Origin of the sequence: Rhodovulum sp. HP10, from assembly GCF_047553435.1 — a bacterium.
Taxonomy (GTDB): Bacteria; Pseudomonadota; Alphaproteobacteria; order Rhodobacterales; family Rhodobacteraceae; genus Rhodovulum.
In genome coordinates, this window is the sequence record NZ_CP180201.1 from 2,065,838 (window position 1) to 2,085,000 (window position 19,163).

Here is a 19,163-nt window from a genome sequence, read left to right on the forward strand (position 1 = left end):
CCGGTGGGCGGCTCATTAGACGCAAATTTCAGAGGAAGCAAGCGGTATCTGGACGGTTTTTTGCCCCTGCGCTACTAGGGACGCCATGACAGGCAAAACCCCCAAGCCGGGCGCGCGGGAGCCGTCCGGGACGCGCGAAGAGCGCCTCAAGCAGGCGCTCAAGGCCAACCTCGCACGCCGCAAGGCCCAGGCCCGGGCCCGCGAAGACAAGCCCAAAGGGCAGGAAGAGCAGAACTGATGGACCAGATCATGATCCGGGGCGGGGCACCGCTGAAGGGCGAGATCCCGATCGCAGGCGCCAAGAATGCCTGCCTCGCGCTGATGCCGACGACGTTGCTGACCGACGAGCCGCTGACCCTGACCAACGCGCCGCGGCTGTCGGACATCCGCACCATGACCACGCTGCTGCAATCGCTGGGGGCCGAGGTCTCGGCGCTGCACCGGGGCAAGGTGCTGGCACTGTCGAGCCACAGGCTGACCAGCCACCGCGCCGACTATGACATCGTCCGCAAGATGCGGGCCTCGATCCTGGTGCTGGGCCCGCTGCTGGCGCGCCATGGCCGGGCCGAGGTCTCGCTGCCCGGCGGCTGCGCCATCGGCGCACGCCCGGTCGATCTGCATCTGCAGGCGCTCGAGGCGATGGGTGCCGAGCTGGAACTGCGCGAGGGCTATGTCCATGCCGAGGCGCCGGGCGGGCTGAAGGGCGCGGTCGTCGAATTTCCGAAGGTCTCGGTCGGGGCGACAGAGAACGCGCTGATGGCGGCGACGCTGGCCAAGGGGACCACGGTTCTGAAGAATGCCGCGCGCGAACCCGAAATCGTCGATCTCGCCCGCTGTCTGCGCGCGATGGGGGCCCGGATCGAGGGCGAGGGCAGCGACACGATCACCATCGAGGGCGTCACGGCCCTTGGCGGCGCCACCCACCGGGTCGTCACCGACCGGATCGAGCTTGGCACCTACATGCTGGCGCCCGCGATCACCGGCGGCGACGTGACCTGCCTTGGCGGCCGGCTCGAGCTTCTGCCCGCCTTCGCCGAGACGCTCGATGCCGCGGGCATCACCGTCGAGGAGACCGAACGCGGCCTGCGCGTCGCGCGCAGGAACGGCCGGGTCTCCGCGGTCGATGTCACCACCGAACCCTTCCCGGGCTTTCCGACCGACCTTCAGGCACAGATGATGGCACTTTTGTGCACCGCCGAGGGCACCAGCTGCCTGGAGGAGACGATCTTCGAGAATCGCTTCATGCATGCGCCCGAGCTGATCCGGATGGGGGCGCGAATCGATGTCGCGGGCGGCACCGCCACGGTGACCGGGGTCGACCGGCTGCGCGGCGCGCCGGTGATGGCCACCGATCTCAGGGCCAGCGTCTCGCTGATCCTGGCCGGGCTTGCCGCCGAGGGAGAGACCGTGGTCAGCCGAGTCTATCATCTCGATCGCGGCTACGAGAAGGTCGAGCAGAAGCTGAGCGCCTGCGGCGCGCATATCGAACGGATGAGCGCAGAATGACGGAAGATGCCCGGTTCGAGGACGGCGCCGAGGCGCCGCTCCATCTGATGGCGGTGACGCAGGCCGATCTGGAGGTGATCTCGGCGTTGGTGCAGGATGCGGTCCTGCCCGCGACGGAAATGCACTGGGACCGGCCCCGGCGCCGTTTCGCGGTCCTGATCAACCGCTTCCGCTGGGAAGACCGGGATGCCGCCGAGCGCCGCGGCCGCCCGTTCGAACGGGTGCAGGCGGTCCTGACCGTCGAGGATGTGACCCATGTCGCAAGCCAGGGCATCGACCGTGCCGATCCCGATCTGGTGCTGTCGCTGCTGTCGGTCGGCTTCGAGCCGGGGGCGGATGGCACCGGCCGGGTCGTTCTGACGCTGGCGGGCGACGGCGCGGTCGCGCTCGATGTCGAATGTCTCGAAGTGACGCTGACCGACGTGACCCGTCCCTATGTCGCGCCCTCGGGCAAGGCACCGCGCCACAGCTGACACAGTCCCGCGCCCTTATGTTCGGGGAGGTTCACCCGCCGTCAAAATGCGGCTATGCAGCATTGTGAAGCTTGCGAGGACCCCAATGCCGGTATTCCTGGACACCACATCCGCCGATTTCGAGGCGCAATTCTCGGCTCTTCTCGGCGCCAAGCGCGAGGACAGCCCCGATGTGGACGACGCCGTCGCGGCCATCATCGCCGATGTGAAGGCGCGTGGCGATGCGGCGGTGATCGAGCTGACCGCGAAATTCGACCGGCTGGAGCTGACCCCCGAGACGCTGGCCTTCACCTCCGACGAGATCGACGCCGCCTGCGCCGCCGTCAGCCGCGAGGAACGCGCGGCGCTGGAGCTCGCGGCCGAACGGATCCGTGCCTACCACGTCCGCCAGATGCCCGAGGGCGCGCAATGGACCGATCCCGAGGGGGCGACGCTGGGCTGGCGCTGGACCCCGGTCTCGGCGGCGGGGCTTTACGTGCCGGGTGGGCTGGCCTCCTACCCGTCCTCGGTCCTGATGAACGCGATCCCGGCCCAGGTGGCGGGGGTCGAGCGGCTGGTGATCTGTGCCCCCACCCCGGACGGCAAGGCCAATCCGCTGGTGCTGATGGCGGCGCGGCTGGCCGGGGTCGAGAAGGTCTACCGGATCGGTGGCGCGCAGGCGATCGCGGCCATGGCCCATGGCACCGAGACCATCGCCCCGGTCGACAAGATCACCGGACCCGGCAATGCCTATGTGGCGGCGGCCAAGCGCCGGGTCTTCGGCAAGGTCGGCATCGACATGATCGCGGGCCCGTCCGAGATCCTGGTCATCGCCGACCGCGACAACGACCCCGACTGGGTCGCCATCGACCTGCTGTCGCAGGCCGAGCATGACGAAAGCGCGCAATCGCTACTGTTGACCGACGATGCCGAATTCGCCCGCGCTGTGGCGGCGGCGGTCGAGCGGCGGCTCGAGACGATCGAGCGGCGCGCCATCGCGGGGGCGAGCTGGCGCGATTTCGGTGCCGTGATCGTGGTGCGCGATCTCGACGAGGCGGCCGCGCTCTCGAACCGGGTCGCGCCCGAGCATCTGGAACTTTGCGTCGCCGATCCCGAGGCGCTGTCGAGGAAGATCACCCATGCCGGCGCGATCTTCCTCGGGCAGTGGACGCCCGAGGCCATCGGCGATTATATCGGCGGACCGAACCATGTCCTGCCGACCGCGCGTTCGGCCAGGTTCTCGTCGGGTCTGGGCGTGCATGATTTCATCAAGCGGACGACACTGGCCAGGATGACGCCGCAGGCGCTGAAGGCCATTGGCCCCGCGGCCGAGCGGCTGGCAATCTCGGAAAGCCTCGAGGCGCATGGCCTGTCCATCCGCGTCCGGCTCGACCGTCTGAACGAGGATGCACCATGATGACGGCCCGCCTCTGCCATGTGGAACTCGACGATTCGAACCTGCCGCCGCCGACGCCCGAGATCGAGCAGGAACGGAAGGTGGCGCTGTTCGACCTGATGGAGGACAATTCCTTCGCCCTGCCCGGGCGCGAGGACCGACCGGCCCCGGCGGGCCCGTTCCGGCTGACGCTGTCGATCCGGGAAAAGCGGCTGGTCTTCGATGTCCGGACCGAGGCCAGCGACCCGGCGGCCGAATTCCATCTGTCGCTGTCGCCGTTCCGGCAGGCGGTGAAGGATTACTGGCAGATCTGCGAAAGCTATTTCGACGCGGTCAAGCGCCTGCCGCCCAGCCAGATCGAGGCCATCGACATGGCCCGTCGCGGCATCCATAACGAGGGGGCCCGGCTGCTGCAGGAACGGCTCGAGGGCAAGGCGGATCTCGATATCGACACGGCAAGACGACTTTTCACCCTGATCTGCGTCCTGCATCACGGGGGATGAGGTGACCGGGCAGCTGCCCTCCTCGGTACTTTTCTGTTGCGACCACAATTCCGTCCGCTCGCCGATGGCCGAGGGACTGATGAAGAAGTTCTACGGCCAGCGCGCCTATGTGCAGTCGGTCGGCGTTCATAACGACCGCGAGATCGATGGCTTCACCGTCAGCGTCTGCGACGAGATGGGGGTGAAGCTCGACCGCCACCGGGTGCGCTCCTTCGACGAGATGGAGGACTGGGGCGACGATCTGTCGGGCTTCGACCTGATCATCGCGCTCAGCCCCGCCAGCCTGCGCCGGGCGCAGGAGCTGACGCGCTATTACCATCTCGAGGTCGAATACTGGCCTGTGCTCGACCCGACCGGGCTGGGCGAGACCCGGCCCGACAAGCTTGCCGCCTATCGCCAGACCCGCGACCAGATCGTGGACCGGCTGACCGGCCGTTTCGGCCCCCCGCGCACAGGAAATGCGCCATGAGCCGCTGTTTTCCGGCCTTCAACGCGGGCGCGACAGAGGATGTCGGCCCTCATGGGGCCGAGGGCCGGGTCCGCGGGGCCCCGTTCGCCGGGGCCTGTGCCCGCAGGTCGCGCTGCCATCGCGAGCGCCTGACCGGGCCGGTGATCTGCCCCGGCGACTGGGAGGGCCGTGCCGTAGCCGAATTGGTCGTGCACTGCACATATCCGGAACCCGATGCGGGCCTGCCCGCGGCCCGGGGCCAGCGCGACCGGCTGTCCGCCGGGGTCTTCCTCTCCCCGAGGCAGGGCCGCATTGCCTTCTGCGACAACCTCGTCGACGAAGCGGGGCTGGTGCGATGAGCCTCGATATCCGGACCCTGACCGGCGCCGGGATCGAGGCTGCCCTGGACGATCTCGCGCGGCTTCGCATCGCGGTCTTCCGCGACTGGCCCTATCTCTATGACGGCGATCTCGATTACGAGCGGCGCTACATGGCCAGCTATCGCGACAATCCGCGTGCGATCCTTGTCGGTGCCTTCGCCGGGACCTGTGCCGGGGACCGGCTGGTCGGCGCGGCCACCGGTACGCCGATGGAGGATCATGCCGAGGGCTTTGCCAGTGCCTTCGCGGGCAGCGGGTTCGATCTGTCCGACATCTTCTACTGCGCCGAAAGCGTGCTCTTGCCTGACTGGCGTGGCCAGGGCGCGGGTCATGCCTTCTTCGAGGCGCGCAAGGCGCAGGGCCGGGCCCTTGGTCGCCGCTACAGCGCCTTCTGTTCGGTGATCCGTCCCGAGGACCATCCGCGCCGTCCCGAAGGCTTCCGGCCGCTTGACGGGTTCTGGCGCAGGCGCGGCTATGCGCCCCTGCCCGGCATCGTCGCCGAATTCGACTGGAAGGATCTCGACGACACCGCCCCGACCCGGCACCGGCTGCAATTCTGGATCCGAGAGCTATGACGCCGGACGTCATGAAGATCGCCGCCGCCGCCTATCCCATCGACCGGCTCGACGACTGGTCGGGCTACGAGGCCAAGCTGACTGCCTGGGTTGCCGAGGCTGCCGGCCAGGGCGCCGATCTGCTGGTCTTTCCCGAATATGGCGCGATGGAACTGGCCATGCTCGACGGTGCGGCTGCCGCGGCCGGTCTCGAGGCCTCGCTGGTCGCGGTCTCGGCCCGGATCGGGCAGGCCTCGGCCCTTCACGCCCGGCTGGCGCGCGATCATGGCGTCCATATCCTCGGCGCCAGCGCCCCGGTCTGGCAGGGTGCGCGTCCGGTCAACCGGGCACGGCTGTTCGGGCCGCAGGGCGAGAGCGGGCATCAGGACAAGCAGATCATGACCCGTTTCGAGCGCGAGGAGTGGGACGTGCATCCGGGTGGGGGGCTTGCGCTGTTCGACACCGCGCTCGGCCGGATCGGCGTGCTGATCTGCTATGACTGCCAGTTCCCGCTTCTGGCCCGGGCTCTGATCGAGGCCGGTGCCGAGGTCCTGCTTGTGCCCTCCTGTACCGACACGCTGGCGGGCTACTGGCGGGTCAGGGTCGGAGCCATGGCCCGGGCGCTGGAAGGGCAATGCGTCGTGGTCCAGTCGCCGACCGTCGGCGCGGCACCCTGGTGCCCGGCGGTCGACGTCAATATCGGCGCCGCCGCCATCTATGGCCCGCCCGATGCGGGCTTTCCGCCGACCGGTATTCTGGCCGAAGGCGCGTTGAACGCACCGAGTTGGGTCTATGCCGAAATCGACCGCGCGGCCATCGCCCGGGTCCGCGCCGCAGGTCAGGTCCTGAACCGCGCCCACTGGCCTGAACAGAGCCTTCGCAGCGCCCCGGTGGCCCGGGTGCCGTTTCACGCATTTACGACTTGAATTATTGCGTGATCGGGCGCATGTACATGCGCGCCCGGAACCCTTCCGGGCTTGCCCCTTTTTGGAGTGACCATGGCCAAGGAAGAAATGCTCGAATTTCCCGGCGTCGTGAAGGAACTCCTGCCGAATGCGACGTTTCGGGTCGAGCTGGAAAACGGCCATGAGATCATCGCGCATACGGCAGGAAAGATGCGCAAGAACCGCATCCGCGTTCTGGCCGGCGACCGGGTTCAGGTTGAAATGACCCCTTACGATCTGACCAAGGGTCGGATCAATTACCGCTTCAAGTAAGCCTTGAGGCTGATCCTAGGCTCTCAGAGCCCGCGCCGGAAACAGCTTCTGGCGCAGATCGGGGTTCTCCCCGATGACGTGCGTCCCGCCGATATCGACGAAACGCCCCATCGGGGTGAGCTTCCACGCCCCTATTGCATCCGGCTGGCGGCTGAGAAGGCCCGCGCCGTCGCGGCCGGCCCCGACGAGTTGGTGCTGTGTGCCGATACCACCGTGGCGCTGGGGCGGCGCATTCTCGGCAAGCCCGCCGATGCGGGCGAGGCGGCGGCCTTTCTCTATGCGATGTCGGGCCGGCGGCACCGTGTGGTGACGGCCGTTGCGCTGCGTCTGGGCGAGCGGATCTGGGAGCGCGACGTCGTGACCCAGGTCCGCATGAAGCAACTGAACGATGCCGAGATCAACGCCTATCTCGCTTCGGGCGAATGGCAGGGCAAGGCGGGCGGCTATGGCATCCAGGGGCGCGCCGGGGCCTTCGTGCCCTGGATCGGCGGGTCGTTTTCTGCCGTTGTCGGCCTGCCGCTGGCCGAAACCGCGACGCTTCTGCGCGCGGCTGGATATCCTCTGGACGCGGAGCGCATATGAACGGACGCAGCATCCTGCTTGACGAGATCGGCGGCCGGAAAGCCGCAGCCCTGCTTGAGGACGGTCGGCTCGAAGACCTGCTGATCGATCCGCCGGACGGGCGCCCGGTGCCGGGCGCGATCCTGCGCGGCGTGGTCGATCGCCAGATGAAGGGCCAGGGCGGGGTCTTCCTGCGGCTGCCCGAAGGTCGTGCCTTCCTGAAACAGGCCCGCGGGCTGCGTCCGGGCCAGGGCCTGCTGGTGCAGGTCACGGGCTTTGCCGAAGAGGGCAAGGCGGTGCCGGTCACGCCGCGTTTCCTGTTCAAGAGCCGCTATGCGATCCTCACCCCCGAGGCGCCGGGTCTGAATGTCTCGCGCGCGATCCGCGACGAGGAGGCCCGCGACCGGCTGCTGGAACTGCTGCATGACGGCATGGCGACTGCGCCCGAAGGGCTTGGCGCGATCCTGCGCTCGGCCGCCGAGATCGCCGATCCCGAGGCCGTCGCCGAGGATATCGCAGCGCAGCTGGCGCTGGCCACCGCGATCCTTGCCGAACCCGCCGATGGGGCGCCCGAGCTTTTTCTCGACGGTCCCGATGCCCATGCGCTGGCCTGGCGCGACTGGCCCGGCCCGGATGAGCTGGATGACAGCGCCGGATGTTTCGCCGCGCGCGGAGTTCTCGAGGCGATCGACGCGCTTTCCGGCTCCGAAGCCCTGCCGGGCGGCGGATCGGTCCATGTCGAGCCCACCCGCGCGCTGACCGCGGTCGATGTGAATACCGGTTCCGACAGCTCGCCCGCGGCCGGGCTCAAGGCCAATATCGCCGCTGCCCGTGCCTTGCCGCGCCTCCTGCGCCTGCGCGGCCTTGCCGGCCAGGTGGTGGTCGATTTCGCGCCGATGCCCAAGAAGGACCGGGTGGCGCTGGAACAGGTGATGAAGGCCGCTTTCCGCGCCGATGCGGTCGAGACCACTTTCGTCGGCTGGACGCCGCTCGGCCATGCCGAACTGACCCGCAAGCGCGAACGCCTGCCTCTGAGCGAGACGCTGCCAAGATGACCTGCCCCGTCTGCAAGAAGCCCACCGACCCGGCCTACCGTCCGTTCTGCTCGCGCCGCTGTGCCGATGTCGATCTGGGGCGCTGGCTGACCGGTGGCTATGCCCTTCCCGGCGATCCCGCCGAGCCTATCGAGCCCGATGACGCTCCCCCGCCCTCGCCGTCCTGGCGGCATTGACAGCGGTCGGCCGGAGGTCGCGAAAAAATACCCCGAAATCCTGTCGGACCCTCTGGACAGCCCCCCGCCTGTCGCCTAAACACCTGCCACCCGAAGCCGCGCGCTTCACCCATGCCCGGGTAGCTCAGGGGTAGAGCAGTGGATTGAAAATCCTCGTGTCGGTGGTTCGATTCCGCCCCCGGGCACCATTAAAACTCTTGTTATGATTGGCTTTTTCTGTTTTCATGTCGGGAAAGCCTCCTAGGGTTTGACGCTTTTCTTGAGGGGTTTGACAGTTTCTGATCGCCGTTCGTTCTCCTTTTCGAGGACTTCGAGCGTTAGCCGGTTGCGCTCCGCAAGGTTGGCAGAGCGGGAATAGTGTCGTGCCATCGCAGGGGTCTTCTGGCCCAGCAGATCCGCAATCTGCCGTTCCTCCATGCCTGCTTTGCGCAGGGTCGTGGCGACGGTGTGGCGTAGGCCCTTGCCCCTCCTGCTGAATGCCGAGATCAGCGAGAAGCAGGCGCGCTCAATCAAATACCAGATGACGATCGCCAAGCTGCCGCTGGCGAAAGAGGTCGACGAGTTCAGCTTCGAGGAAACGCCGGTCAACGAGGCCTTGGTGCGCGATCTGGCCGCCGGTGAGTTCCACGAACAGCAGCGCAATGTCGTGCTAATTGGTTGCACCGGGACCGGAAAATCCCACCTTGCCGTGAGCATCGAACGAGCCTGCATCCGACGCGGCAAACGGGGGCGCTTCTTCAATGTCGTGGACCTCGTGAACAAGCTCGATGCCGAAGCCCGTGCCGACCGACAAGGGCGCACGGAAGACCTGCTCTGCCGCCTCGACTTCCTGATCCTCGATGAGCTCGGCGATCTCCCCTTCGCGCAGACCGGCGGCCAGCTGCTGTTCCATCTTATCAGCCGCCTCTACGAGCGCACCCCGATCATCGTGACGACCAATCTCGACTTCGGGGAATGGCCTTCGGTCTTCGGCGACGCAAAGATGACCACTGCGCTGCTCGACCGCCTGACCCACCACTGCGACATCGTCGAAACCGGCAACGAGAGCTGGCGCTTCAAGACCCGTGAATGACCAAGACCCCGCTGGCCCGATACGGCTGCGCTGTGTGAGGGCTACACCGCATCGGGCCAGCTACCGGAGCACTACAAGGGGGTCAAGATTGCCTGCCGATTGACACTTTCGCATTCGTCTGCTTCTTCAGAGTTGGTGCAGACGCTAGATTGCGGTGAGGGACCGGCAGGGGGCAGGTCACCTATCACATGAAGGTGACACGCTTCCCGACCTACAAGGATCTGCCCAACTTCGACTTCTCGTCCAGCGAGATGAACGAGGCGACGGTGCGCCAGTTGCATCGCGGCGAGTTCATGGAACGGGCGCAGAACGTTGTGTTCATCGGCGACCCCGGGACCGGGAAGACCCACGTTGCAACCGCGCCCAGCATTCATGCCATCGAGCTTCACCGCCGGAAGGTGCGCTTCTTCGCGGCCATCGAACTCGTCAACGCTCTCAAGCAGGAGAAGGCCAAGGGAAAAGCCGGACACATCGCGGAGACCCTCACCCGCCTCGACCTGGTGATCCTGGACCAGATCGGATACCTGCCGTTCAGCGCTTCAGGGGGCGCCTTGCTCTTCCATCTGTTGAGCAGGCTCTAGGAGCGCACCAGCGTAATCGTCACCACGAACCTCAGCTTCAGCGAGTGGGCCACCGTGTTCGGTCACGCCAAGATGACCACCGCGCGCCTCGACCGGCTGACCCATCGCTGTCACATTCTCGAGACCGGAAACGACAGCTCCGCTTCAAGGACAGCGCGTCTGCAGCAACGCGGAAAAAGAGGGAGGGAAGCCATGTCTTGACCCAAACATGACCCGCTCAGCATAATCCAGGGTGGGGCCGTTCTGGGTGGAAATCAACAGTTATGGGCCATGGCGATGTTCCCGGCCGGGATATTCTTCACCAGGGGGTCCCTTTCGAGATGGCGGTGCCCTCGATCAGCGCGCCGTCCAGGAAGTCCCACAGTTCGGGCCGGATCAGCGCCCGCACCGCGCCGGGCGATCCGGCGGTGTTGGCGGTCATGAAGCGGGTCACGGCCGAGCGGAACGCGCCCCGGCCCTGACTGCGTCAGACCATGGGGTTGCGGACAAGCGCGCAGAGTCTCACCTGATTTATGCCACTTTTTTGGATTAAGCCCCCGTTCATGTCCGCGTTCTAAAGCTGGGGGCGGGTGAAAAGAGGTGGTGCTATGGCCGTTGGAACCAACGCGCCAGTCATCATCAAACGGAAGAAGGTTGTCGGAGGCGATGGGCACCATGGCGGTGCCTGGAAGGTCGCGTACGCTGACTTCGTGACGGCCATGATGGCCTTCTTTCTGCTGATGTGGCTGCTGAACGCGACGACAGAAAAGCAACGCAAGGGGATCGCGGATTACTTCAATCCGACAATTCCGGTGAACCGCGTGTCCGGCGGCGGCGAAGGCGCGTTCGGCGGCGATTCGATCTTTTCCGAGGAGACGCTTGCCCAGCGCGGCACCGGGGCGAGCCGTCCCAGCCCCACGCCCGACCGTCAGGCCAAGGGCGAGATCGGCAGCGGTCCGTTGGTGCAGAAGGATGACGAGAGCGCGTCCGCTGCCAAAGCCGAGGCCGAGAACGAGGTGCTGAGGCAGGTCGAGGACATGCTCAATGGCAAGAGCGGCGAAACGGTCCTGAGCGAACAGATGATGCGACATATCGTGACCCGGCTCACCGATGAGGGCCTCGTCATCGAGCTCTTCGACATCGAGGGCGTGCCGCTTTTCGACGATCGCGACCGTCCGACCGAGATCCTCGGCCGGCTGATGGAGGTGATCGGGGCCGCCTTCGCCATCGTGCGCAACAAGGTGTCGGTTGCCGGTCACGTCAGCGCCCGGCCCGTCGTTCTGGTCGACAATCCGGTCTGGGACATTTCTACCCTACATGCCCAGATCGCCCGCAAGATGCTTGAAGATGTCGGTGTGGCGCCTGCGCGGATCGAGCGGGTCACCGGATTTGCCGATCGCAAACCCGCGATCTCGCGGCCGATGGCGGTCCGCAACAACCGGCTCGAACTGACACTCCTGAGGTCGGACCTGAGAAACTAGAGAAAATTTTGAATGTTAGGGCCCCGTTAAAGACAAAGGCCGTACCTCTGGTGCAACGGGAATAGCAGCAAAGAGGCGCCCCCCAAATGACGATTTCTTCTTCGCTTAACGCAAGCGTGGCCGGTCTCGCGGCAAACGCTACCCGCCTGGCGACGATTTCCGATAACATCGCGAATTCCTCGACCTATGGCTACAAGGCGGCCGAAGCCGATTTCCACTCGATGGTGATCAACGGATCGCGGGGGACCTATTCGGCCGGCGGCGTGCGCACCACGACCACGCGGATGATTGACCAGGCCGGTGCGCTTCTGACCACCGCCAATGCCACCGACCTTGCGGTCCGTGGCCGCGGCTTCCTGCCGGTAATGACGGAATCGGAACTGATTTCCAATGTCGGCAACTACACGATGTACATGACCACCACCGGCTCCTTCCGGACCGACGAGGACGGATATCTCAAGACCACGACGGGCCTTGTGCTGATGGGATGGCCAGCCGATGCGGACGGCTCCATTCCGTCCTATTCGCGCGACACCACCGATGATCTCGTGCCAATCCAGATCCAGACCAACCAGTTCGCGACCGAGCCGACGACCGAAATGACGCTCGGCGTCAACCTGCCCGCCACCGAGACCGCCTACGATGCGAGTTCGGCCACCGGGGATCCGCTGTCCCTGTCGATCGAGTATTTCGACAATCTCGGGACGTCGCAGAGCATCGACGTCGTCTATACGCCTGACACATCGGCCCCGGGCCTCTCCAACAGCTGGAACATGACGCTGACCGACTCGGCGACCGGAGCGGTCGTCGGCGATTACGATCTCGTTTTCGATGACAGCCAGCAATATGGCGGGACACTGATCAGTGCGACCAACAATATCGGGGGCGCCTGGAACCCGGCAAGCGGTATCCTGACGGTTCAGGTCGGTCCGAACGGGGACAACATGGACATCAATATCGGCGCTTTCCAGAGCCGGTCGATCACCACCCAGCTGTCGGACAGCTTCGCGCCCACCAGCATCACCAAGAACGGCTTTCCGGTGGGCAACATGACCTCGATCGAGATCGACTCGAACGGATTCGTCCGCGCGAACTTCGATACCGGGATCACCCGTACCCTCTATCAGGTGCCGATTGTCGATGTGTCGAACCCGAACGGTCTCTATACTCATGACAACCAGTGCTACAGCCCGTCGGATACCAGCGGCTCGTTTTTCATGTGGGATGCGGGCGACGGGCCGACCGGCGATGTGGTGAGCTTCGCGCTGGAGGAGTCGGCAACCGACGTTGCTGGCGAACTGACGGACCTGATCCAGACCCAGCGCGCCTATTCGTCGAATGCGAAGGTCATCCAGACCGTCGACGAGATGCTTCAGGAAACGACGAACATCAAACGGTAATCCGCGCGTCGGCAGCGGGAAGAGGAGGTGACACATGAGCCTGAGCGCCAGCCTGGCCAACGCCCTATCCGGCCTCAATGCCGCTTCCCGCGGCGCCCAGGTCGTCTCGTCGAACGTGTCCAACGCGCTGACGGAAGGCTACGGACGGCGCGTTCTGGAAACCACACCGAACACCGTTTCCACGTCAGGCAGCGGTGTGAAGATCGTGGGAGTGCGTCGCGACGTAAACCAGCAACTGATCGGCGACCGACGCTTGGCCGATGCGGCTTCGGCCGAGGCCGAGACACGTGCCGATGGCCTCTCGAAACTCGAGGCCGCCTTCGGAATTTCAGACAGTGCCGACTCTATTTCCGGCAGCATTTCCGCTTTCGAGTCGGCTCTGGTTGCGGCATCCAGCCGACCCGACAGCGATGCGCGGCTTGCCAATGTGCTGACGGCCGCACAAAATCTGGCCGGACGGATCAAGGAGGCGGCAGATGATATCCAGCAGTCGCGGATGGATGCCGAAGCGGGTATCGTCTCGAATGTCCGGACCCTCAATGAGACACTTCAGCAGGTCGCGGACCTCAATACCGAAATCCTCAAGCAGTATTCCTATAACAACGATGCCAGTGCTCTCGTCGATCAGCGTCAGATCCTGATCGACAAGATCGCGGGGATCGTTCCCCTTCGTGAAATCGCGCGCGACAACGGCACGGTCGCTCTCTATACCGAAAACGGTGCCGCGCTGATTGACGGCCCGCCGGCAGAGTTCGAATTCGCCAGCGCCGGGGTGATCGTTCCGGAGATGACGCTCGAAGGCGGCGCGCTGAACGGTCTGACCATGAACGGCAAGCCGGTTCGGGTGTCCGGGACATATGCCGCGATGGGCGGGGGCAGTCTCGAAGCCCTGTTCGGGCAACGAGACATAGCTGCGGTCGACGCGCAGACCGAGCTTGACGCGCTTGCTCGCGACCTCATCGAGCGTTTCCAGAATCCGGCGGTCGATGCCTCGTTGGGGGCAGGAGATGCGGGGCTGTTCACGAATTTCGGTGCTGCTTTCAATCTCGTTTCCGATCCTGACGCCGAAACCGGGCTGTCCACCCGGATCGGGGTGAACCTCGTCGCCGATCCGGATCAAGGCGGTGCACTTTGGCGCCTTCGCAGCGGGCTGATGGCGGGGGCGCCGGGCTCGGTGGGAGATGCGAGTCTTCTCAATGCCATGGGTGACGCCTTGACCGCGAGCCGGGTTCCGAGTTCGGGATCCTATATCACCCAATCCTTCACCATGGCTGATCTCGCCTCCGAAGTCGTCTCCGGGATTTCGGTTCGGGCGCAGTCCGCGATCGAGCAGTCCAGTTTTAGCTCTGCCCGCGCTTCGGCGCTCAGCGAGGCCGAACTCGCCGACGGCGTCGATACCGATTACGAGTTGCAGATGCTGATGCTGTTCGAGGAGGCCTATGCCGCAAATGCGAAGGTGATGCAGACGATTGACGAACTGATCAACATGTTGCTGGAGATCTAGGTCATGTCCTTAATTTCAATGGGAGATCTCGCTCAAGGACTCGGACTGCGCATCCGCAATGCCGAAGTGAAGGCACAGTTTGCGCGCCTCACCGAAGAGCTCATCAGCGGGGTCACGGCCGATCCGGCTGCCCGTGTGCGCGGTGATTTCCGTCCTCTCGGGGCCATCGACCGCAGCCTGACCCTGCTCGACGCTTATGATCTTGCTACATCCGAGACCAAATCGACCGCCCAGGTGATGCAGGCTGCGCTCGGAGTGGTCAGCGATACCGCGAAGGAAATCGGTTCGAGCCTGATCAATGGATCATCGGGACAGCATGGAAACATGATCGTCGCGGCGGGTCAGGAGGCCGAAGAGCAGTTTCGTCAGGTGGTCGCTGCGTTGAACACCCGCTTCGCCGGTCGGGCGCTGTTCGCTGGCGATGCGACCGATACTTCAGCGCTCGCCAGTGCCGACACGATACTCTCTGCTTTGGGGGCGACGATCAGTGGTTTGACGAGTGTCACCGATATCGAGACTGCCATCGACGACTGGTTCAACACCCCCGGTGGCTTCGACACCGTTGCCTATCAGGGATCGACGACCCCGGTCGGATCGATCCGCCTCAACGAGACGGAGACTGTCCGTCTCGATGTCACCGCGCTGGATCCGGCGGTTCGTGACGTCTTGAAGTTTCTGGCTACCGGGGCGTTGCTGGCCGATGAAACCGTCTTGTCAGGTAATCCGGTGCTGCGGTCGCTGCTGGCCCAATCCGCGGGCGAGGGCCTTCTCTCTGCCGATAGCGCTGTTACCGAGCTACGGGCGTTGCTGGGGGTGCGCCAGGAAAAAATCGAATCTATCGAGACCGAGAACGGCGCAAACCGGACGATGCTGTTGCTCGCCCGCGAGGGGGTCCTTGGCGTCGATCCCTACGACACCGCAACCGAGATGGATGCTGTCGAGGCACAGATCGAAACGCTCTACAAGGTCACCGCGCGCCTGGCGCGCCTTAGCTTCACGAACTATATGCCATGATCCGTCGTCTGTCTCTTCTCCTCGCTGTTATGCTTGTCGCATTTCCGGCGTCCGCAGCCCCGATCCGCATCAAGGACCTGGTGGAGTTCGATGGCGTGCGCGGCAACGATCTCGTCGGATATGGTCTGGTCGTCGGTCTCAACGGTACCGGTGACGGTATCCGGAATGCGCCCTTCACCGAAGAAATCATGTCCAACATTCTCGAGCGGCTCGGTGTTAACGTTACCGGAGAGCAATTCCGTCCCAAGAATGTTGCAGCCGTTCTTGTGACGGCCAGCTTGCCACCCTTTGCGCGGTCCGGCTCCCAGATCGACGTCACCGTCTCGGCGATTGGTGATGCCAAGAGCCTGTTGGGCGGAACGCTTGTCATGACGCCTCTCAACGCCGCCGATGGACAGATCTACGCCGTTTCACAGGGGACGGTTATTGCAGGAGGCGCGTCTGCGGAGGGTGACGGAGCAAGGGTGGTAGAAGGTGTTCCCACATCGGGCGTTATTCCTTCCGGAGCGCGGGTCGAGCGTGAGATCGATTTCGACTTCACATCGCTCAGACGGCTTCGCCTGGCGCTTCGTAATCCCGACTTTACCACTGCGGGACGGATCGAGGCTGCGATCAACAACGATTACGGTCGCGGGGTTGCACGCATGCTCGACTCCGGCACTGTCATGCTGGATATCGCTGCGACCCGCGCTCCCTCGCCGGCACATGCGCTGCAACGCATCGAAGGTATTTTGGTCGAACCTCAGCAGAAGGCCACAGTCGTGGTCGATCAGAGGTCGGGCACTATCGTGATGGGCGAAGATGTGCGGATTTCGCGCGTGGCGGTATCTCAAGGCAATCTGACTCTGCGGGTTCAGGAAGAACCTCTCGTGATTCAGCCGAATCCCTTTGCGCAAGGCCAGACGGTTGTCGTTCCGCGCACACGGGCCGCGATTGAAGAAGCACCGGGGACCGGCCTGGCCGAGATCAACGAGGGAACTTCGCTTTCCGAGGTTGTGGCCGGACTCAATGCCCTCGGAGTTTCGCCGCGCGACATGATCGACATTTTGAAAAGCATCAAGGCTGCAGGTGCGCTGCACGCCGATTTCTTGGTTCGCTGACGAATCCCAGGCCGCATCTCGCTCCGGTGAGCGTCCCATATTTGGTTGCTGGCGACAAGATGAAGGACTTCGGGTACATGGCTTGTGTAGCGCTTGAATCGTTGACGCTTCAGCTTGTCGCCGTTGACATCAGACAGGCGCGAGATGCATTCGCCATGGCGCTTGAACCACTGGCGCATCGTGGCTCATCGCTGAAGACACCGATGAAGTGCTGACCGGGTCAGATGCGGGATCGTCGGCTGCAGGGCATAGAGGCAATCATCGAGCGGCAGCAGCGTGTGCCGCCGGAACGCGACAACCATTGCTTCCTCGGCTTCGCTGAGAACGCTGGAGCGCGGCTCTTTCGGCCCTGTCTTGCGATCTTCCACCGTCTCGCGCTTGCGCCACTTGGCCACCGTCTTCGGATTGATCCCGAGCTCCCGGCTCAGCGCCGCGGTCGAAGCTTGTGATCGCTGTATTGCTGCTCTGACGGCGTGCGTGGTCGTGGCGCTGCCGTGACGAACCTGTCCCATAGTGCTTCCTTCCATTCCGACGAATGGATCGCACCATCAAACCGTGGGATCAAACAGCCCCGTAATCGAAAAAATTGATGGCCGGACTGCTCCGGGGCCGTAACCGGAAAGCGGTTTGTCGATGCGAGGTCGGTTAAGAAATGCGCAGCGATTATGGGGTAACGTTACGTAATATGCTGTCATAGTTCGCGGCTTGCGGTCGATGTTCAATCAATGAGGCTTTCCATGCGCGCAGTTCGCATCGTGTATCTTGTGCTTCTTGTCGGTGGCCATGGTTGTGCCGTCCAGGCAGGTGAATTTGATGCCCAGATGCGGGCCTTCTACGAGGCCTCCGTTTCGCCTTGGTCCGGCGCGCCGCAGATCATTGATGCGATTGTCGCGCAGAATGCGCGCACCGTCGACCTGACACAGGAGGATATCGAACGGCTCGACAAGCAATGGGTTGCTGAAATCGGTGCCGTTTCGGAGCCGCTGATCGAGTCCGTTACCGGCAATACAGTGTCGGACTTTTTGCGGCAGAAACTGATGTTCCTGGAAGGGGCGGTGACAGAGATCATCGTGATGGACGCCCGCGGTCTGAATGTGGCGACATCGAGTATTCCATCCGACTACTGGCAGGGCGACGAGGCCAAATACCAGAAGACGTTCGGTGTCGGCCCGGAGGGTATGGATTTCGGCGAGGTCGAATTCGACGAGTCGAGCATGAAATATCAGGCACAGATCTCGTTCACGCTTGTCGACCCTGATTCCGGAAAGCCCATCGGCGCGATGACTGTCGCGGTCGATGCGGAAGAGTTCCTCTGATCCGCCTTTCGAAGGAGAGTGAAGGTGCAAGCCAAGTCCCCCCGCGCACGGACGAAGTCTTTCGGCTCGTCGGTTTTCGTCCGGATCGCCGGTCTGATTGCCCTGACGGTCGTTATTGTCGCGGCGCTCCTCATCGCCTTGTCGGTGCGTTCGACTCTTCAGCTCGTGGACCGCTCGGTCGACCGGCTGATGACGCAGATGACGCAGGCCAGTTCCGAAGCTCTAGGCGGTCATATTGCATTCCGCAACGAGGCCGAGATCGCGGCCGAGATGGCACAATATGTCCATGGGGCAGGCGAGGAACTGGACCTGGTGAAAGTCACGGCGGCTGACGGGACCGTTCTGGCCGAGACGCGTGACGGTCCGAGCGCAGATCAGGATTTGCTAAAGGTATTGAGCGCCCGCGCGATCGAGAGCGGTGCCGTGGTCTATTCGGATGATGGCCTAGCCATCGCCGCTCCGGTTCGCTACGGCAAGAGTGGCCGTGTCGTCGGGGCGTTCGCGGCGATCTGGTCGCAGGAGGCGATGATTGGCTACTTCCTGACGGAGATGGCTCCGGCGATGGCAATGATCGTCGTTTTGTTCGCTCTTCTCCTGATCGGGGCGACTCTCCTACTGCGTTGGATGATCGGCCGTCCGCTCGATGAGGTGAGCGAAGCAATGGCCATGGTCGCTGACGGCAGTCTGGACCGCCAGGTGCCCGATACCGAACGCGGCGACGAAATCGGAGTGATTGCCCGCAGCCTCGAGGCGCTTCGCGGAAAGCTTCTCGAAGCCAAACATGCTGAAGCGGAGCGCGACGTTGATCGGACCGATCAGAAACGGGCGGTTGATCTCCTGGGGCGCGGCCTTACGGCGCTGGCTTCCGGAGACCTGACCTTTACCATCGAGCAGGATTTCGGGGGTGCCCGCGACCAGCTTCGCTCGGATTACAATGCCACCGTGAAGACGCTGAATGCACTGATGGGGGCTGTGGTCGAAAATGCGACCGAGATCACCACGCGTTCGGAGGAAATCAGTGGGGCCTCCGACAACCTGTCGCGGCGGACCGAAAACCAGGCGGCGACACTGGAAGAGACTGCCGCCGCGCTCGACGAAATGACAACCAGCGTCCGCTCTGCTGCAGATAGTGCAGCGCAGGTCGAGACCGTGGTTCGCGATGCACGCGGCAATGCCGAACAATCCGGTCGTGTGGTCAAGGAAGCCATCGGTGCGATGTCCGAGATCAAGCGCTCTTCCGATGGGATCGGTCAAATCATTGGTGTCATCGACGATATTGCCTTCCAGACCAATCTGCTGGCTCTGAACGCGGGCGTCGAGGCCGCGCGGGCGGGTGAAGCCGGGCGCGGCTTTGCGGTCGTGGCCTCGGAGGTGCGGGCCCTGGCCCAGCGGTCCTCAGAAGCGGCCAAGGAAATCAAGTCTCTGATTTCGAAAAGTTCCGAGCAGGTCGAATCGGGTGTCGCCCTGG

At 64.1% G+C, this 19,163-nt stretch carries 22 protein-coding genes, 1 tRNA gene and 3 pseudogenes (1 of these 26 cut by a window edge); 23 read left to right on the plus strand and 3 right to left on the minus strand.

Annotated features, from left to right (window positions below):
• The first annotated feature begins 85 nt into the window (after nucleotides 1-85).
• The 14 genes from ACK8CO_RS09650 (at nucleotide 86) to ACK8CO_RS09715 (ending at nucleotide 8,436) form a co-directional block, all read left to right on the plus strand.
• Nucleotides 86-238, plus strand: coding sequence for a hypothetical protein (locus ACK8CO_RS09650; RefSeq protein WP_196774293.1), 153 nt, complete (start codon nucleotides 86-88; stop codon nucleotides 236-238).
• The gene (gene murA, locus ACK8CO_RS09655) at nucleotides 238-1,506 is read left to right on the plus strand and encodes a UDP-N-acetylglucosamine 1-carboxyvinyltransferase (protein WP_414896490.1); all 1,269 of its coding nucleotides are present in this window, start codon (nucleotides 238-240) and stop codon (nucleotides 1,504-1,506) included. The genes ACK8CO_RS09650 and murA overlap by 1 nt, the downstream gene beginning before the upstream one ends.
• Nucleotides 1,503-1,979, plus strand: a complete 477-nt coding sequence (locus tag ACK8CO_RS09660) for a DUF2948 family protein (protein WP_414896491.1) — start codon at nucleotides 1,503-1,505, stop codon at nucleotides 1,977-1,979. Before murA ends, ACK8CO_RS09660 begins: the two co-directional genes overlap by 4 nt.
• A gap of 85 nt (nucleotides 1,980-2,064) precedes the next feature.
• A complete protein-coding gene (gene hisD / locus ACK8CO_RS09665) occupies nucleotides 2,065-3,375 on the plus strand; it encodes a histidinol dehydrogenase (protein ID WP_080617850.1) in 1,311 nt (436 codons plus the stop codon).
• Entirely contained in the window at nucleotides 3,375-3,857 is a 483-nt protein-coding gene (locus ACK8CO_RS09670) for a UPF0262 family protein (protein WP_369822846.1), read from the plus strand. The genes hisD and ACK8CO_RS09670 overlap by 1 nt, the downstream gene beginning before the upstream one ends.
• A 1-nt stretch (nucleotide 3,858) precedes the next feature.
• Nucleotides 3,859-4,326 carry a low molecular weight phosphatase family protein gene (locus ACK8CO_RS09675; protein WP_080617848.1) on the plus strand — a complete coding sequence of 156 codons (468 nt, stop codon included), beginning with the start codon at nucleotides 3,859-3,861 and terminating at the stop codon, nucleotides 4,324-4,326.
• Nucleotides 4,323-4,664 carry an isopropylmalate/homocitrate/citramalate synthase gene (locus tag ACK8CO_RS09680; RefSeq protein ID WP_414896492.1) on the plus strand — a complete coding sequence of 114 codons (342 nt, stop codon included), beginning with the start codon at nucleotides 4,323-4,325 and terminating at the stop codon, nucleotides 4,662-4,664. Before ACK8CO_RS09675 ends, ACK8CO_RS09680 begins: the two co-directional genes overlap by 4 nt.
• A complete protein-coding gene (locus tag ACK8CO_RS09685) occupies nucleotides 4,661-5,260 on the plus strand; it encodes a GNAT family N-acetyltransferase (RefSeq protein ID WP_414896493.1) in 600 nt (199 codons plus the stop codon). Before ACK8CO_RS09680 ends, ACK8CO_RS09685 begins: the two co-directional genes overlap by 4 nt.
• Nucleotides 5,261-5,271: 11 nt before the next feature.
• Nucleotides 5,272-6,165, plus strand: coding sequence for a carbon-nitrogen hydrolase family protein (locus tag ACK8CO_RS09690; protein ID WP_414899013.1), 894 nt, complete (start codon nucleotides 5,272-5,274; stop codon nucleotides 6,163-6,165).
• 72 nt (nucleotides 6,166-6,237) lie between these two features.
• Nucleotides 6,238-6,456 carry a translation initiation factor IF-1 gene (gene infA, locus ACK8CO_RS09695; protein WP_037209844.1) on the plus strand — a complete coding sequence of 73 codons (219 nt, stop codon included), beginning with the start codon at nucleotides 6,238-6,240 and terminating at the stop codon, nucleotides 6,454-6,456.
• Between the two features lie 3 nt (nucleotides 6,457-6,459).
• Nucleotides 6,460-7,038, plus strand: a complete 579-nt coding sequence (locus tag ACK8CO_RS09700) for a Maf family protein (RefSeq protein ID WP_080617845.1) — start codon at nucleotides 6,460-6,462, stop codon at nucleotides 7,036-7,038.
• On the plus strand, nucleotides 7,035-8,072 hold the full coding sequence (locus ACK8CO_RS09705; RefSeq protein ID WP_080617844.1) for a ribonuclease E/G: 1,038 nt from the start codon (nucleotides 7,035-7,037) through the stop codon (nucleotides 8,070-8,072). The genes ACK8CO_RS09700 and ACK8CO_RS09705 overlap by 4 nt, the downstream gene beginning before the upstream one ends.
• On the plus strand, nucleotides 8,069-8,248 hold the full coding sequence (locus ACK8CO_RS09710; RefSeq protein WP_414896494.1) for a DNA gyrase inhibitor YacG: 180 nt from the start codon (nucleotides 8,069-8,071) through the stop codon (nucleotides 8,246-8,248). The genes ACK8CO_RS09705 and ACK8CO_RS09710 overlap by 4 nt, the downstream gene beginning before the upstream one ends.
• Before the next feature lie 113 nt (nucleotides 8,249-8,361).
• A tRNA-Phe gene (locus ACK8CO_RS09715) sits at nucleotides 8,362-8,436 on the plus strand.
• A gap of 52 nt (nucleotides 8,437-8,488) precedes the next feature.
• On the opposite strand, the gene ACK8CO_RS09720 is transcribed toward ACK8CO_RS09715, so the two are convergent.
• Nucleotides 8,489-8,782: a hypothetical protein gene (locus ACK8CO_RS09720; RefSeq protein WP_414899053.1), complete on the minus strand. Its 294-nt coding sequence runs from the start codon at nucleotides 8,780-8,782 to the stop codon at nucleotides 8,489-8,491.
• On the opposite strand from ACK8CO_RS09720, the pseudogene istB (ACK8CO_RS09725) reads away from it, so the two are divergent.
• Nucleotides 8,718-9,320: pseudogene (gene istB / locus ACK8CO_RS09725) on the plus strand (IS21-like element ISPkr1 family helper ATPase IstB); the annotation flags it as partial. The gene ACK8CO_RS09720 and the pseudogene istB (ACK8CO_RS09725) overlap by 65 nt on opposite strands.
• Before the next feature lie 176 nt (nucleotides 9,321-9,496).
• Nucleotides 9,497-10,113, plus strand: a pseudogene (gene istB, locus ACK8CO_RS09730) (IS21-like element helper ATPase IstB); the annotation flags it as partial.
• Between the two features lie 86 nt (nucleotides 10,114-10,199).
• On the opposite strand, the gene ACK8CO_RS09735 reads toward istB (ACK8CO_RS09730), so the two are convergent.
• The gene (locus tag ACK8CO_RS09735; protein WP_414896495.1) at nucleotides 10,200-10,322 is read right to left on the minus strand and encodes a hypothetical protein; all 123 of its coding nucleotides are present in this window, start codon (nucleotides 10,320-10,322) and stop codon (nucleotides 10,200-10,202) included.
• A gap of 166 nt (nucleotides 10,323-10,488) precedes the next feature.
• On the opposite strand from ACK8CO_RS09735, the gene ACK8CO_RS09740 reads away from it, so the two are divergent.
• The 5 genes from ACK8CO_RS09740 (at nucleotide 10,489) to ACK8CO_RS09760 (ending at nucleotide 16,379) form a co-directional block, all read left to right on the plus strand.
• Nucleotides 10,489-11,361, plus strand: a complete 873-nt coding sequence (locus ACK8CO_RS09740; protein ID WP_414896496.1) for a flagellar motor protein MotB — start codon at nucleotides 10,489-10,491, stop codon at nucleotides 11,359-11,361.
• Between the two features lie 86 nt (nucleotides 11,362-11,447).
• On the plus strand, nucleotides 11,448-12,761 hold the full coding sequence (locus ACK8CO_RS09745; protein ID WP_080617840.1) for a flagellar hook protein FlgE: 1,314 nt from the start codon (nucleotides 11,448-11,450) through the stop codon (nucleotides 12,759-12,761).
• A gap of 34 nt (nucleotides 12,762-12,795) precedes the next feature.
• Nucleotides 12,796-14,265 (plus strand): flagellar hook-associated protein FlgK, encoded by a 1,470-nt coding sequence (gene flgK / locus ACK8CO_RS09750; protein ID WP_414896497.1) that lies wholly within the window; start codon nucleotides 12,796-12,798, stop codon nucleotides 14,263-14,265.
• 3 nt (nucleotides 14,266-14,268) lie between these two features.
• Nucleotides 14,269-15,279 carry a flagellin gene (locus ACK8CO_RS09755; RefSeq protein ID WP_080617838.1) on the plus strand — a complete coding sequence of 337 codons (1,011 nt, stop codon included), beginning with the start codon at nucleotides 14,269-14,271 and terminating at the stop codon, nucleotides 15,277-15,279.
• Nucleotides 15,276-16,379: a flagellar basal body P-ring protein FlgI gene (locus tag ACK8CO_RS09760; protein ID WP_414896498.1), complete on the plus strand. Its 1,104-nt coding sequence runs from the start codon at nucleotides 15,276-15,278 to the stop codon at nucleotides 16,377-16,379. Before ACK8CO_RS09755 ends, ACK8CO_RS09760 begins: the two co-directional genes overlap by 4 nt.
• Nucleotides 16,380-16,465: 86 nt before the next feature.
• On the opposite strand, the pseudogene ACK8CO_RS09765 reads toward ACK8CO_RS09760, so the two are convergent.
• A pseudogene (locus tag ACK8CO_RS09765) lies at nucleotides 16,466-16,891 on the minus strand (IS481 family transposase); the annotation flags it as partial.
• A gap of 225 nt (nucleotides 16,892-17,116) precedes the next feature.
• Here ACK8CO_RS09765 and ACK8CO_RS09770 point away from each other — a divergent pair.
• Together ACK8CO_RS09770 and ACK8CO_RS09775 are read left to right on the plus strand one after the other, a co-directional pair.
• The gene (locus tag ACK8CO_RS09770; RefSeq protein WP_414896499.1) at nucleotides 17,117-17,695 is read left to right on the plus strand and encodes a hypothetical protein; all 579 of its coding nucleotides are present in this window, start codon (nucleotides 17,117-17,119) and stop codon (nucleotides 17,693-17,695) included.
• 24 nt (nucleotides 17,696-17,719) lie between these two features.
• Nucleotides 17,720-19,163, plus strand: partial view of a methyl-accepting chemotaxis protein gene (locus ACK8CO_RS09775; protein WP_414896500.1) — the 5' portion only. It continues 389 nt past the right edge of the window; 1,444 of the gene's 1,833 nt are visible here — the first part of the coding sequence; it begins with the start codon at nucleotides 17,720-17,722; its stop codon lies beyond the right edge, outside the window.